This is a genomic window from Microbacterium paulum (assembly GCF_015707995.1).
In the GTDB taxonomy this organism is placed as follows: Bacteria; Actinomycetota; Actinomycetes; order Actinomycetales; family Microbacteriaceae; genus Microbacterium; species Microbacterium paulum.
In genome coordinates, this window is the sequence record NZ_JAAGRY010000038.1 from 20123 (window position 1) to 33466 (window position 13344).

12 protein-coding genes and 2 pseudogenes are annotated in these 13344 nt (G+C 69.1%); 6 read left to right on the forward strand and 8 right to left on the reverse strand.

Going from position 1 to position 13344, the window contains the following annotated elements:
- Positions 1 to 22: 22 nt before the first annotated feature.
- Both G3N18_RS10070 and G3N18_RS10075 read right to left on the reverse strand, forming a co-directional pair.
- Positions 23 to 1039 (reverse strand): aldo/keto reductase, encoded by a 1017-nt coding sequence (locus tag G3N18_RS10070; RefSeq protein WP_196384161.1) that lies wholly within the window; start codon positions 1037 to 1039, stop codon positions 23 to 25.
- Positions 1040 to 1419: 380 nt separating this feature from the next.
- Entirely contained in the window at positions 1420 to 3702 is a 2283-nt protein-coding gene (locus G3N18_RS10075) for a polyribonucleotide nucleotidyltransferase (RefSeq protein WP_196384150.1), read from the reverse strand.
- 401 nt (positions 3703 to 4103) lie between these two features.
- Here G3N18_RS10075 and G3N18_RS10080 point away from each other — a divergent pair, with 401 nt between their 5' ends.
- Both G3N18_RS10080 and G3N18_RS10085 read left to right on the forward strand, forming a co-directional pair.
- Complete coding sequence (locus G3N18_RS10080) at positions 4104 to 4289, forward strand: hypothetical protein (protein WP_196384151.1); 186 nt, start codon at positions 4104 to 4106, stop codon at positions 4287 to 4289.
- Positions 4286 to 4456 (forward strand): DUF5302 domain-containing protein, encoded by a 171-nt coding sequence (locus tag G3N18_RS10085; protein ID WP_196384152.1) that lies wholly within the window; start codon positions 4286 to 4288, stop codon positions 4454 to 4456. Before G3N18_RS10080 ends, G3N18_RS10085 begins: the two co-directional genes overlap by 4 nt.
- Before the next feature lie 86 nt (positions 4457 to 4542).
- Here G3N18_RS10085 and G3N18_RS10090 read toward each other — a convergent pair.
- Positions 4543 to 5637: pseudogene (locus G3N18_RS10090) on the reverse strand (cation:dicarboxylate symporter family transporter); the annotation flags it as partial.
- On the opposite strand from G3N18_RS10090, the pseudogene G3N18_RS10095 reads away from it, so the two are divergent.
- A pseudogene (locus tag G3N18_RS10095) lies at positions 5637 to 5843 on the forward strand (glycoside hydrolase family 15 protein); the annotation flags it as partial. The pseudogenes G3N18_RS10090 and G3N18_RS10095 overlap by 1 nt on opposite strands.
- Positions 5844 to 5857: 14 nt before the next feature.
- Here G3N18_RS10095 and G3N18_RS10100 read toward each other — a convergent pair.
- Positions 5858 to 6541, reverse strand: a complete 684-nt coding sequence (locus G3N18_RS10100; RefSeq protein ID WP_196384153.1) for an FMN reductase — start codon at positions 6539 to 6541, stop codon at positions 5858 to 5860.
- Complete coding sequence (locus G3N18_RS10105) at positions 6538 to 7749, reverse strand: LLM class flavin-dependent oxidoreductase (protein ID WP_206693143.1); 1212 nt, start codon at positions 7747 to 7749, stop codon at positions 6538 to 6540. Before G3N18_RS10105 ends, G3N18_RS10100 begins: the two co-directional genes overlap by 4 nt.
- Positions 7750 to 7884: 135 nt before the next feature.
- Here G3N18_RS10105 and G3N18_RS10110 point away from each other — a divergent pair, with 135 nt between their 5' ends.
- On the forward strand, positions 7885 to 9006 hold the full coding sequence (locus G3N18_RS10110; protein WP_196384155.1) for an acyltransferase family protein: 1122 nt from the start codon (positions 7885 to 7887) through the stop codon (positions 9004 to 9006).
- Between the two features lie 51 nt (positions 9007 to 9057).
- Positions 9058 to 10068: an isopenicillin N synthase family dioxygenase gene (locus G3N18_RS10115; RefSeq protein WP_196384156.1), complete on the forward strand. Its 1011-nt coding sequence runs from the start codon at positions 9058 to 9060 to the stop codon at positions 10066 to 10068.
- Between the two features lie 153 nt (positions 10069 to 10221).
- Here G3N18_RS10115 and rpsO read toward each other — a convergent pair whose 3' ends face one another.
- Positions 10222 to 10491, reverse strand: coding sequence for a 30S ribosomal protein S15 (gene rpsO / locus G3N18_RS10120; protein WP_005048780.1), 270 nt, complete (start codon positions 10489 to 10491; stop codon positions 10222 to 10224).
- 135 nt (positions 10492 to 10626) lie between these two features.
- Between rpsO and G3N18_RS10125 the strand changes: the two genes are divergently transcribed.
- Positions 10627 to 11979 carry an MFS transporter gene (locus G3N18_RS10125; protein ID WP_420827091.1) on the forward strand — a complete coding sequence of 451 codons (1353 nt, stop codon included), beginning with the start codon at positions 10627 to 10629 and terminating at the stop codon, positions 11977 to 11979.
- A gap of 95 nt (positions 11980 to 12074) precedes the next feature.
- On the opposite strand, the gene G3N18_RS10130 is transcribed toward G3N18_RS10125, so the two are convergent.
- Positions 12075 to 12638: a YceI family protein gene (locus tag G3N18_RS10130; RefSeq protein WP_196384157.1), complete on the reverse strand. Its 564-nt coding sequence runs from the start codon at positions 12636 to 12638 to the stop codon at positions 12075 to 12077.
- A gap of 91 nt (positions 12639 to 12729) precedes the next feature.
- Entirely contained in the window at positions 12730 to 13098 is a 369-nt protein-coding gene (locus G3N18_RS10135; protein ID WP_196384158.1) for an FKBP-type peptidyl-prolyl cis-trans isomerase, read from the reverse strand.
- Positions 13099 to 13344 lie beyond the last annotated feature (246 nt).

Below are 13344 nucleotides of genomic sequence, written 5' to 3' on the forward strand. Positions count from 1 at the left end.
CTACGTCAGCAGAGAATTCGCGCTACTGGGCTGCCCGCGCGATCTCGGCGAGCTGCGAACGGCTCAGCTTCGCACCGACGCCCTGCATGAGCTCGTCGACGTGCGCGACGGCATAGACGTTCACGATGGGGGCGACGACCGTCCGCTGCGCGAGCAGCCACGCGATCGCGACCGCCGAGGTGGGGATCGACAGCTCGGCGGCGATCCGGTCCATCGCGCGCAGCGTGCGCGTGCCGCGACGGTTCATCGCCGCGGCCAGCTGCGAGCCGCGCACCGACCCGGCGACCTGCGCACGCGACCGGTGCGCACCGGCGAGGTAGCCGTGCTCGAGCGCCTGCGACGGCGTGACCGCGATGCCCTGGGCGCCGGCGACCAGTTTCAGGTCGCCGTCGAACTCGCCCTGACGCAGCACGTTGTACGGCACGTCGAGCACCATCAGCCGCGGGTAGCCCGCCGAGGCGAGGATGCGCGCCTCGACGAGCTGCGACGCCGACAGGCCGAGCGAACCGATCGCGCGGACCTTGCCCGACTCGATCAGCCACTCCGCGGTCGCGAGGGTGTCTTCGAGCCTCGCGGCGGAGTCTCCCGTCGCGTCGAGGTAGAGCACGTCGATGCGGTCGGTGTCCAGCTGCATCAGGGATGCCTCGACGGCGCGGATGAGGTTCACGGGGCCGAGGCCCGGGTGGTCGGGGTTCGTGCCCACGCGCACACCCAGCACGATGTCGTCGCGCACCGCGCGGCGCGACATCCACGCGCCGATGATGTGCTCGCTCCGGCCGGCCGCATACGCGTCGGAGGTGTTCAGTGCGTTGCCCCCGCGCTCGTAGTACGCGTCGAGAATGCGGTGCGCGGCGTCGAGGTCGACGTGCCAGCCGAACTCGGCGCCGCCGAGGATGAGCGGGAAGACGCGTGCACCGGTTTCGCCGAGCGGCACCCGTACGGCTGCGCCGAGAGGGGCGCCCTGGACGGGGATGGGAGCGGACGGGTGCACTTGCGGCTGAAGCGGCGCCTCGGCCGTGCGGACGGGCGCCGTGGCGATCCCGCTCGCGCGCCGACCCGAGGGCGAACCCGAGGCCCCACTCGCGGCTTCGCCCGAAGGCTCGCTCGGTGTCGCCGTGCCTACGCCGAAGAATCCCACGTCACACCCCCTCGCGGACTGTTGTCGCTCTGCGTCCTGCGCATCCCCCGATGCGTAGTACCGAGGCTAAGGCAGGCCGGCGACACGTCCGCCCATTGCGGCGACCGACCGGTGAACTTTAGATAACGGTTCGATCTCGACGCCTCCAGATCGGCCCAGATGTCCCCCGAATGGGGGACAGACCGGGGGAAAAACGGATGCCCGCCCCTCCGAGACGGGAGGGAACGGGCATCCGTGTCTTTCGGCGGCTCAGCCTTCGACAGGCTCAGCCGCGAGCGGGATCAGCCTTCGGCGGGCGCGTCGCCGGGGCCTTCGCTGGCCGCAGCCGAGCCCTCCTGGTCGGCGGCCTCTTCGAGCACGGGCTCGAGCGACAGCTTGCCGCGGTCGTCGATCTTCGTGATGCGCACGAGGATCTTCTGGCCGACACCGAGCACGTCTTCGACGTTCTCGACACGCTTGCCACCGGCGAGCTTGCGCACCTCGCTGACGTGCAGCAGGCCGTCCTTGCCGGGCAGGAGCGAGACGAACGCGCCGAACGTGGCGATCTTGACGACGGTTCCGAGGAACTGCTCGCCGACCTCCGGGTTCGTCGGGTTCGCGATCGCGTTGACCTGCGCGCGGGCGGCCTCGGCCGAGGGGCCGTCGGTCGCGCCGATGTAGACGGTGCCGTCCTCTTCGATCGAGATCTGCGCACCCGTCTCGTCCTGGATCGCGTTGATCGTCTTGCCCTTGGGGCCGATCAGCTCGCCGATCTTGTCGACCGGGATCTGCACGCTGATCACGCGCGGCGCGGTCGGCGCCATCTCGTCGGGGCCGTCGATCGCGGCGTTGAGAACACCGAGGATCGTCATGCGGGCCTCCTTGGCCTGCGTGAGCGCGGCGGTCAGCACCGACGACGGGATGCCGTCGAGCTTCGTGTCGAGCTGGATGGCCGTGACGAACTCACTCGTACCGGCGACCTTGAAGTCCATGTCACCGAGCGCGTCTTCGGCGCCGAGGATGTCGGTCAGCGCTGCGTAGCGGGTCTGACCGTCGACCTGGTCGGAGACGAGACCCATCGCGATGCCGGCGACGGGCGCGCGCAGCGGCACACCCGCGTTCAGCAGCGACAGGGTCGAGGCGCACACCGAACCCATCGAGGTCGAGCCGTTCGACCCGAGGGCCTCGGAGACCTGACGGATCGCGTACGGGAACTCCTCGCGGCTGGGCAGCACCGGCACGAGGGCGCGCTCGGCCAGGAAGCCGTGCCCGATCTCGCGACGCTTCGGCGACCCCACGCGGCCGGTCTCACCGGTCGAGTACGGCGGGAAGTTGTAGTGGTGCATGTAGCGCTTGTGCGTGACGGGCGACAGCGAGTCGATCTGCTGCTCCATCTTCAGCATGTTCAGCGTCGTGACGCCCAGGATCTGGGTCTCGCCGCGCTGGAAGATCGCCGAACCGTGCACGCGCGGGATGACCTGAACCTCGGCATCCAGCGGGCGGATGTCGGCCAGGCCACGACCGTCGATGCGCACACCCTCGCTGAGGATGCGGCCGCGCACGATCGTCTTGGTGACCGACTTGTAGGCGCCACCGAACTCGGCGAGCGCCGTCGCGGGCAGCTCCCCCGCCTCGACGGCGGCGACGAGCTGCGCCTTCACGTCGTCCTTGATCGCGTCGTCGGCGTTCTGGCGCTCGATCTTGTCGGCGATCTGGTACACCGGCACGAGGCGGTCGTAGGCGCGCCCCGCGACGAAGTCGTAGGTCTGCTGCGTGTACGCGGGGAAGACCGGGTAGGGCTGGATCTCCTTCGCGGCGGTGTTCGCCACGACGTTCTGCGCGGCGACGAGCTCCTTGATGAAGGGCTTGGATGCTTCCAGGCCCTGCGCCACGACCTCTTCGGACGGCTTGGTGGCGCCGCCCTTGATGAGGTTCCAGCTGTTCTCGGTGGCCTCGGCCTCGACCATCATGATCGCGACGTCGCCGTCTTCGAGCACACGGCCCGCGACCATCAGGTCGAACACGGCCTCTTCGACCTGAGCGGCGTTCGGGAACGCGACCCACTGGTCGGCGTGCTCGCCGTGACCGGGGATGAGCGCGAGGCGCACACCGGCGATCGGGCCCGAGAACGGCAGACCCGAGATCTGCGTCGACAGCGATGCCGCGTTGATCGCGAGCGCGTCGTAGAACTCGCCCGGGGCGATCGAGAGCACGGTGACGACGATCTGCACCTCGTTGCGCAGGCCCTCGACGAACGAGGGGCGCAGCGGGCGGTCGATGAGGCGGCAGACGAGGATCGCCTCGGTGGAGGGGCGGCCCTCGCGACGGAAGAACGAACCGGGGATCTTGCCGGCGGCGTAGGCACGCTCTTCGACGTCCACGGTCAGCGGGAAGAAGTCGAAGCCTTCGCGCGGGTGCTTGCCGGCGGAAGTCGCCGACAGGATCATGGTCTCTTCGTCGAGGTAGGCGGCGACGGCGCCCTGCGCCTGCTGGGCAAGCCGGCCCGTCTCGAAGCGGATGGTGCGGGTGCCGAAGCGGCCGTTGTCGAGAACGGCTTCAGCGGCGGTGATTTCAGGACCTTCCAAGAGGTCTCTCCTTCTTTGTTTAGACTCGCGCGCGCGTTTCGTGCGCGAGATCGAGCGAAGGAGCAGGAACAGGCAGATCCAGACGCGCGAGACACGATCCTTCATGCACGATGTCGTCAGCGCTGGCCACCAGTAGAAATCCACTCGGCGCTGCGCGACGAGGAGACCACCACAGGGGACCAGCTTCCTGCCGGCCTGCTCCTTGAGCCCCTCGCGGGAGGGACTCGAGTGTGGAATTGCATGGACGCCACACGGCATCCGCTCAGATCCTATCAGGGCACGCCCGGCGGCGAGCGCCCTGGCGCGGGGTGCACGGCCCGCCTATCGTGAGAAAAAGCAGACCGACCGAGATCGAGAAGAAAAAAGCAGACCGACCGAGATCGAGAAGAGAGGGAGTCCCGATGAACGGTGATGGCGTCGAGCACATCGACAGCGAGCAGGTTCCGGAGAGCAAGCAGGCCTTCGCGCGCGGAGACACCGAGGCCGAAGCGCCGATCGAAGACGAGCCCAGCGAGTACGAGAAGTTGCAGATGTCGCGCGACTTCGCCCTCGGGCTGGAGAAGTTCCAGGGAGGGATGGAGGGATGAGCGAAGAGACCGCAGCCCCCGATGAGATGAAGCGCAAGTTCAAAGAGGCGCTCGACAAGAAGAACGCCCAGCACCGGAAGGGTGAGGCGCACCTCGACGGCGACTCCCAGGTGCACGGCACGCACGGCGCCGTGACCAAGCGCGAGTTCCGCCGCAAGAGCGGCTGATCGCGCACCGACCGGCCACACGGCGAGGCCCGGCATCCCGAAGGATGCCGGGCCTCGCCCTGTCGGTGCCGTCAGCGGCGGCGCGTTCAGCGCAGGGCGCGACCGGCCTCGTGCAGTTCGCGCACCGCCGCCTGCTCCTGCTCGGGCGCGGGCGCCTCGGGCAGGCCTCCGTGGTCGTCGCCGGCGAGCGTCGCCTCGTCGAAGGGAGCGCGGCCCGAGAGCACCGCCTGCACCTGCTCGCGATCGATCTGACGCGTCCAGGTGCCGATGAGGAGCGTGGCCACGGCGTTGCCGGTGAAGTTCGTCACGGCCCGGCCCTCGCTCATGAACCGGTCGATGCCGACGATGACGCCGACGCCGTTGACGAGGTCGGGGCGGAAGGCCTGCAGGCCGCCGGCGAGGGTCGCGAGCCCCGCACCGGTGACACCGGCGGCACCCTTCGAGGCGATCACCATGAACACCAGTAGGCCGATCTGCTCGGGAATCGACATCGGCACGCCCATGCCCGAGGCGATGAACAGCGACGCCATCGTGAGGTAGATCGCGGTGCCGTCGAGGTTGAAGGAGTACCCGGTGGGCACGGTGATGCCGACGACGGGCTTCGAGACGCCGAGGTGCTCCATCTCGGCGATGAGTCGCGGCAGCGCCGACTCGGACGACGAGGTGCCCACGATCAGCAGGTACTCGCGACCGAGGTACTTCATGAGGCTCAGGATGTTCACCCGCGTCACGGCGTACAGCAGCGACCCGAGCACCGCGAAGATGAAGACGGCGCACGTGATGTAGAAGGCGACCATCAGGATGCCGAGGCTCACGATCGCGGCGAACCCGGTCTTGCCCACGACGGCGGCGATCGCACCGAACGCGCCGATCGGGGCGAGCCACAGGATCATGCCGAGGATGCGGAAGGCGAGGGCCTGCAGGTTCTTCACCGCCACCATGATCGGCGCACCTTTGGGTCCCATCTTCTGCAACGCGAAACCGACGAGGAGCGCGATGAACAGCACCTGCAGCACGCTCTCACCCGTGAAGGCCGAGAAGAAGGTGGTCGGGATGATCCCCATCAGGAACTCGGTGGTCGACTTCGCTTCGACCGTCGAGGCGTCGTAGGTGGCCGAGCTCATGTCGAGCCCCGTGCCGGGGTGGATGAGGTTGCCGACGACGAGGCCGATCGCGAGGGCTCGTGGCGCAGTACGCCGCGACGGGGCGTCTCGACGATGCGCACGCCCTGATGGACCGCGCCAGCGCCCTGCTCAACGATGTGGGGCTCCTCTCGGAGGAGTACGACCCAGGCGCCGCGCGCCAGGTGGGCAACTTTCCGCGGGCGCCGTCGCACCTCGCCCTGGTCGGCGCCGCCGATGCGCTCGACCGGGCGGGCGCGGCCTGACGCGCGGCGCCGGACTACTCGCCGGCGAGCCCGCCGAGCAGGTGCCCGCCGCCCGAGCCGGCCTCACCGCCCATGAGGCGCTGGAAGCTGCCCAGGTAGTTGTCGGGGTCGAACGGGTCGGTGCTCTTCGCCGGTTCACGACGGGCGACCGCCTCGGCCAGTTCGCGTGCGCCCTTCTCGACGCGGCTGCTGAGCGGCGCGACCTGATCGGCCGCCGACCCCCAGTCGCTCGACGCGGCGAACACACCCGTCGAGACGGCGTCGGCGTGCAGGTAGGCGAACAGCGGCCGGATCGCGTAGTCGATCGCGAGCGAGTGCCGCGCGGTGCCGGCGTTCGCGCCGATGAGCACGGGCTTTCCGGTGAGGGCGTCGGGGTCGAGCACGTCGATGAACGACTTGAACAGTCCCGAATAGCTCGTCGAGAAGATCGGCGTCACGACGATCAGCGCGTCGGCCGAAACCACCGTGTTGATCGCCGACTCGAGCTCGGCCGGCGCGAAGCCCGTGAGCAGGTTGTTGGTGATGTCGTGGGCGAGGTCACGCAACTCGATCGTGTCGACGGATGCCTCGATACCGCGCTCCGCGAGCTGCGCCAGCGTCGCCGCGGCGAGCCGGTCGGCGAGCATGCGCGTCGACGACGGGTTCGACAGGCCCGCCGAGACGACGGCGATGCGCCGGTTCTGCGCGGTGCCGCTCATCGCGCGCCCCCTGCCGCGCCGACGCCCACACCGAAGGCGGCACCGGCGGGTGCCGGAGCGTCCTGGTAGGGCGAGGGGCCCGAGAGGTTGTCGCCGCGGTTGGCGCGCGGGGTCGCCTGACGGCTGGGTCCGTCGCCGTAGGTCGCGTGCACGCGCGCCGCGTGGGTCGGCGCGTCGGGGACGGCCTCGGGGCGGTTCTTCGCGAGCTCGCGGCGCAGCACCGGCACCACTTCGCCGCCGAGGAAGTCGAGCTGCTCGAGCACCGTCTTCAGCGGCAGCCCGGCGTGGTCCATGAGGAAGAGCTGGCGCTGGTAGTCGCCGTAGAGGTCGCGCATGCCGGCGTAGCGGTCGATGACCTGCTGCGGCGAGCCGACGGTGAGGGGCGTCATCTCGCTGAAGTCTTCGAGGCTCGGGCCGTGGCCGTAGACCGGGGCGTTGTCGAAGTAGGGACGGAACTGCGCCACGGCATCCTGCGAGTTCTTCGCCATGAACGCCTGGCCGCCGAGGCCGACGATCGCCGTCTCGGGGGCGCCGTGGCCGTAGTGCTCCCAGCGCTGGCGGTACAGGCCGATGAGGCGCTGGTAGTGCTCGGCGGGCCAGAAGATGTTGTTCGCGAAGAAGCCGTCTCCGTAATAGGCGGCCTGCTCGGCGATCTCGGGGGTGCGGATCGAGCCGTGCCAGACGAAGGGCGCGACACCGTCGAGGGGGCGCGGGGTCGCCGTGAAGCCCTGCAGGGGCGTGCGGAACTTGCCCTCCCAGTCGACGACGTCTTCGCGCCAGAGCTTGTGCAGCAGCGCGTAGTTCTCGATCGCGAGGGGCAGCCCCTGGCGGATGTCCTTGCCGAACCAGGGGTAGACGGGACCGGTGTTGCCGCGGCCCATCATGAGGTCCATGCGCCCGCCGGAGAGGTGCTGCAGCATGGCGTAGTCCTCGGCGATCTTCACCGGGTCGTTCGTCGTGATGAGCGTCGTCGAGGTCGACAGGATGATCCGCTCGGTCTGCGCGGCGATGTAGGCGAGGGTCGTCGTCGGCGAGGACGACCAGAACGGCGGGTTGTGGTGCTCGCCGACGGCGAAGACGTCGAGACCGACCTCTTCGGCGTGCTTGGCGATCGTGACGGAGGCCTGGATGCGCTCCGCCTCGCTCGGGGTGTGCCCCGAGATCGGGTCCTGGGTGATGTCGCTGACCGTCATGATGCCGAACTGCATCTGCTGCGGCGCTGCGGGGGTGTTCTCGCTCACGATGATCCTGACTTCCCGGATGCCTCGGCATCCAATACATGCAAATGAATGTATCTCATGCAACGCGTCCCCTGCCAGGGTATTCCCGTAGGGTGTCGAGCGATGAGTCAGCCCGCACCGATCCCCGCCCTCGGCACCGCGCCGAAGCGTCGGGTGCCGCTCTGGGACAACGCCCGCTTCGCGTGCATCGTGCTCGTCGTGCTCGGCCACGCCGTGCAGCGGCTGACCTACGGCAGCGACGTCGCACTCGGGCTCTACCTCGTGATCTACGCGTTCCACATGCCAGCGTTCGCGATCATCTCGGGGTACTTCTCGAAGGGCGACGCTCCGAGCAAGCGCCAGATGGCGCGGGTGCTCACCGACATCGTGCTGCCGTACCTCATCTTCGAGACCCTGTGGACCCTCACCAAGTGGCTCGTCGAGGGGCACGCGAACCCCGACCCCGCGCGCCCGTCGTGGACCCTGTGGTTCCTGCTCGCGCTCGCGATCTTCCGGCTCGTGCTGCCCTACCTCGCGCTCCTGCGCTGGCCGCTCGTGTGGACCGTGGCCATCTCCGTCGCCGCGGGCTACTCCGCCGACATCGACGCGACGTTCTCGCTGTCGCGCACGCTCGGACTGCTCCCCTTCTTCACCCTCGGCTGGTGGCTCGCGCACCACGACATCGTGCGCCGCTACCGCCTGCTGCAGCGCCGTCGTGTGTGGGTGCGGGCCGCAGCGCTCGCCCTCTTCGCCCTCGCCGGTTTCGTCGCGTGGTACTTCGTCGACCTCTGGCGCACGGTCGATCTGCGCGCGTGGCTCTTCTACGACGCGAGCTACGCCGACCTCGGCGGACCGTGGTGGTCGGGCGCCGTGCGGCTCGCGCTTATGGCGATCGCCCTGGTGCTCTCGGTCGCGTTCTTCGCGCTCGTCCCCCGCGGCACCTACCGGTGGACCCACTTCGGCCAGTACACGATGTACGTCTACCTGCTGCACTCGTTCGTGCTCTACCCGTTCCGCGAGACCGACATTCTGCGCGACGCCGAACCGACCTGGCTGTGGCTTCCCGCCGTCATCGCGGGCTCGGTGCTCATCGCCCTCGCGCTCGCCACGAAGCCCGTGCGGCGCGTGTTCCGACCCCTCGTCGAACCCCGCCCGCGGTGGCTGTTCGCCGACCCGACCCTCGCCGGCCGAGAAGGCCACCGCTCCGACCCCACCGGCTCGCGGCGCCCACGGCCGCCGCGGTAACCCGACGAAACACAAGGGACGGATGCCTCGGCATCCGCCTATCGTCGCTCTATGACCGACCTCACCCTGCCGATCCTCGACCTGTCGCAGCTCGATGAGAGCCCCGAGGCCGCCGCGCGCTTTCGAGACGACCTGCGCGCCGCGACGCACGACGTCGGGTTCTTCTACCTGACCGGAACGGGCGTGACGCCCGAGCTCGAGGCGCGCCTGCACCGCACGGCGCGCGAGTTCTTCGAGCTCGATGAGGCCGACAAGCTCGCGATCGAGAATCTGAACAGTCCGCAGTTCCGCGGATACACGCGCATCGGCGGCGAGCGCACGCAGGGCAAGGTCGACTGGCGCGAACAGATCGACATCGGCCCCGAGCGCGATGTCGTCACCGACCCCGAGGCCCCCGACTTCGCGCGCCTCATCGGACCGAACCTGTGGCCCGACGCCCAGCCCGAGCTGCGCGAGGTCGCCACCAAGTGGCAGGAGCAACTCGCGGGCGTCGCCCGCAAGCTGCTGCGGGCCTGGGCGCTCGCGCTCGGCGCACCCGAGACGTATTTCGACGAGCACTTCGGCGAACCGTCGACGCTGCTGAAGATCGTGCGCTACCCGGGCACCGACGAGCCCGAGCCCGGCCAGGGCGTCGGCGCGCACAAAGACTCGGGCGTGCTGACGCTGCTGTGGGTCGAGCCCGGCAAGGGCGGACTGCAGGTGCAGCGGGGCGGCGAGTGGGTGGATGCCCCGCCGGTCGAGGGCGCCTTCGTGGTCAACATCGGCGAGATGCTCGAGTACGCGACCGGGGGCTACCTGATCGCCACGAACCACCGCGTCATCTCGCCGCGCGCGCCCGGCGACCGCATCTCGGTGCCTTACTTCTTCAACCCGGCACTCGACTCACGGCTGCCGCTGATCGAGCTGCCCGCCGACCTCGCCGCGCACGCCCGCGGGGTCACGCAAGACCCGACGAACCCGATCCACGCCCTCTACGGCGAGAACGCGCTCAAGTCGCGCCTGCGCGCCCACCCCGACGTCGCCGAGCGCTGGCACGCCGACCTGCTGGCCACCCGCGCCTAGGCATCCACCCGCGAGGCATCCACCCGCCGCCGCTCACCTCTCCACTCTTCCTCGCGAGGGGTAGGGAACGGGCGAGAGACGACGAGAGCCTCCCCACACCGTGGGGAGGCTCTCCAAGAATGTTCTGCGCGATTGAACGCTAGACGCTGATGCTCAGCGACGCAGGCCCAGACGCTCGATGAGCGAACGGTAGCGGTTGATGTCGATGTCCTGGAGGTAACCCAGGAGGCGACGACGCTGACCGACCAGCAGGAACAGGCCACGACGCGAGTGGTGGTCGTGCTTGTGCTCCTTGAGGTGCTCGGTGAGGTCCTTGATGCGCTGCGTCAGCATCGCGACCTGCACCTCGGGGGATCCGGTGTCACCGGGGTGCGTCGCGTACTCTTCGATGATCGCCTTCTTGACGTCTGCTTCCAGTGCCATAGGTGATCCCCTTCCTCTTTGTTGCGCGGCGCCCGACGCCTGATACGTGGGCTCTCTTTATCCGCGGCCGATCCAACGGCAACCTGAAGAGTCTACCAGCGCCGACACCACCCGCGGAACTCGTAGGCTCGATGGGTGCCGCATCCGACCCGCGACGACCCGCGCACCCGCCGGCGTGCGCTGCCGCGCCTGCGACGCGAGCACTTCATCGACCTCCGCCCGTTCCAGGTGAGCCCCGCCTTCGCGCGCCTCTGGGTCGGTTCGACCCTCGCCGGGCTCGGCGGCCAGCTCACGATCGTCGCGGTCATGCTGCACGTCTACGAGCTCACCGGCGACACGTTCGCCGTGTCGATGGTCGCGGTCGTCGGGCTCGTCCCGATGATCATCGCGGGCCTGTACGGAGGGATGCTGGCGGATGCCTTCGACCGCCGCCTCGTCGCGCTGATCGCGGCATCCGTGACCTTCGTCTCCACGCTGCTGCTCGCGATCCTCGCCTGGTCGGGGCACGAGAGCGTCGGGTGGCTGTTCGCCCTGTCGGCGGTGAACTCCGCGGCGAACTCGATCGTGGGGGCGACGAAGTCGGCGATCACGCCGCGACTGCTCCCCCGCGAGCTGCTCCCGGCCGCCGCGGCCCTGCAGGGCATCACGGTCGGGATCATGGTGATGGCGGGCCCCGCGCTCGCGGGCGTGCTCGTCGCATTCACGGGCTACGCGTGGACCTACTCGATCGACGTCGTGCTCATGACGAGCCTGTTCCTGGGCCTGTGGGCCCTCCCCCGCATCCGCCCGGAGGGCGAGATCGTGCGGCCGGGCCTGGAGTCGCTGCGCGACGGGATGCGATTCCTGAAGCGCGCCCCGAACATCCGCCTGCAGTACATCCTCGACATCACGGCGATGACCTTCGGTCACCCGATCGCGCTCTTCCCCGCGATCGGCGCCGTGCTGCTCGGCGGCGGCCCGATCACGACGGGCGTCCTCACCGCCTCGATCGCGGCGGGGGCGTTCGCGTCGAGCCTCTTCTCCGGCCCGATCGGACGGTACCGCTGGCACGGCATCGGCATCCAGCGCTCGATCCAGGTGTTCGGTATGGCGACCGCCGTGTTCGGCCTCGTGCTCGCGGCCGGCGCGCTCGGCTGGTTCGCGCCGGAGCGCGTCGACGAGTCGCACGCCAACATCGCGCTGATCGTGCTGGCGATGATCACGCTCGCGGTCACCGGCGCCGCCGACAACGTCAGCGCGATCTACCGTTCCACGATGATGCAGGCCGCCGTCCCCGATACGATGCGCGGGCGCCTGCAGGGCGTGTTCATGGTCGTCGTCGCGGGCGGTCCGCGCGTCGGCGCGCTCTACGCGGGCACGCTCGCGACGCTCACCGCCCTGTGGGTTCCCTCGCTCGTCGGCGGCCTCGTCATCGTCGCGCTCGTCGGCGTGCTGGTGCGGCTGAACCCGGGCTTCCGCGCGTATGACGCGGAGCACCCGGTCCCCTGACGCAGCCCGCAGAATGCGACGAACTCCGCACCCGATCGAGCGATCGGATGCGGAGTTCGCATGCTTCTGCGGAAGTTCGCAGGCGGCTGGATGCCTCAGTCCTGGATCGAGCCCTGCAGGTCGAGCGTGATGGTGACGTCCTTGCCGACGAGCACGCCGCCGGTCTCGAGCGCCGCGTTCCAGGTCAGGCCGAAGTCTTCACGGTTGATCACGGTCGTCGCGGTGGCGCCGGCCTTGTAGTTGCCGTACGGGTCGGTGCCGAAGCCGCCGAACTCGAGCGTGAAGGTGACCGGCTTGGTGACGCCGTGCATCGTGAGGTCGCCGTCGACGAGGAAGTCGCCCTTCTCGTAGCGAACGCCCGTCGAGACGAAGTCGATCGTCGGGTAGGTCTCGACGTCGAAGAAGTCGGCCGAGCGCAGGTGCTTGTCGCGGTTCTCGTCGTTGGTCGAGATCGACGCGGCGTCGACCGACGCGGTCACCTTCGCCTCGAGCGGGTTCTCGGGGGCCTCGATCGTGGCGCTCTTGACGCCGAACTCGCCGCGGACCTTGGAGATCATCATGTGCCGGAGGCTGAACGTGACCTCGCTGTGCGAGGGGTCGAGCACCCAGGTGCCCGCCTTGTAGCCGGGAACGTCGACGGTGCTGGTGGAGTCGGTCATGTCTCTTCCTTCAGGGAAAGGGGAATGGTCTGCGGGGTGTAACGCCCCCGCATACCATCTATTCCTACGAATATAAAAGAATTCTGAACGCTCAGCCGACGTCGAGCAGATCGATGATGAAGATCAGGGTCTTGCCGCCGAGGAAGTGCCCGCCGGCGGGGCCGTAGGCCAGGTGCGGCGGGATGACGAGCTCACGGCGTCCGCCGACCTTCATGCCGGGGATGCCGTCCTGCCAGCCCTGGATCAGTCCGCGCAGCGGGAACTGGATCGACTCACCACGACCCCACGACGAGTCGAACTCCTCACCGGAGTCGTACTCGACGCCGGCGTAGTGCACGGTGACGGTGTCGCCCGGCTTCGCCTCGGCGCCGTCACCGACGATGATGTCGCGGATGACGAGCTCGGAGGGAGCGGGGCCGGAGGGGGCGTCAAACTCGGGCTTGGTGCGCTCTTCAGTCATGGCATCCATCCAAGCACGGATGGCGTGCAGATTCCTGGGCGCGACGGGTGCTTGACACGCTCTGAACGCCCCGCGACAATGAAGGAAGACCAGCTCAGCGCTCGGGAGTCACGCAGGCATCGCCGCGGCACCGGGCGCTGAGTTTCGTCCAGGGCGGCACCTTGTCCGGGGCGGCGGCTGGCTCAGGCGAACAGCGCGGCGCGCGCGGCGACGGTGCGGCCGAGGCGGGCGCGCTCGTCGGGCACG

Excerpts from the sequence above, each read along its gene's own strand:
- G3N18_RS10110 (WP_196384155.1), top strand. The coding sequence starts at position 7,885 with ATGAGTCAGCCCGCACCGATCCCCGCCCTCGGCACCGCGCCGAAGCGT.
- G3N18_RS10115 (WP_196384156.1), top strand. The coding sequence starts at position 9,058 with ATGACCGACCTCACCCTGCCGATCCTCGACCTGTCGCAGCTCGATGAG.
- G3N18_RS10130 (WP_196384157.1), bottom strand. The coding sequence starts at position 12,638 with ATGACCGACTCCACCAGCACCGTCGACGTTCCCGGCTACAAGGCGGGC.
- G3N18_RS10080 (WP_196384151.1), top strand. The coding sequence starts at position 4,104 with ATGAACGGTGATGGCGTCGAGCACATCGACAGCGAGCAGGTTCCGGAG.
- G3N18_RS10085 (WP_196384152.1), top strand. The coding sequence starts at position 4,286 with ATGAGCGAAGAGACCGCAGCCCCCGATGAGATGAAGCGCAAGTTCAAA.
- G3N18_RS10100 (WP_196384153.1), bottom strand. The coding sequence starts at position 6,541 with ATGAGCGGCACCGCGCAGAACCGGCGCATCGCCGTCGTCTCGGCGGGC.
- rpsO (WP_005048780.1), bottom strand. The coding sequence starts at position 10,491 with ATGGCACTGGAAGCAGACGTCAAGAAGGCGATCATCGAAGAGTACGCG.
- G3N18_RS10135 (WP_196384158.1), bottom strand. The coding sequence starts at position 13,098 with ATGACTGAAGAGCGCACCAAGCCCGAGTTTGACGCCCCCTCCGGCCCC.
- G3N18_RS10105 (WP_206693143.1), bottom strand. The coding sequence starts at position 7,749 with ATGCAGTTCGGCATCATGACGGTCAGCGACATCACCCAGGACCCGATC.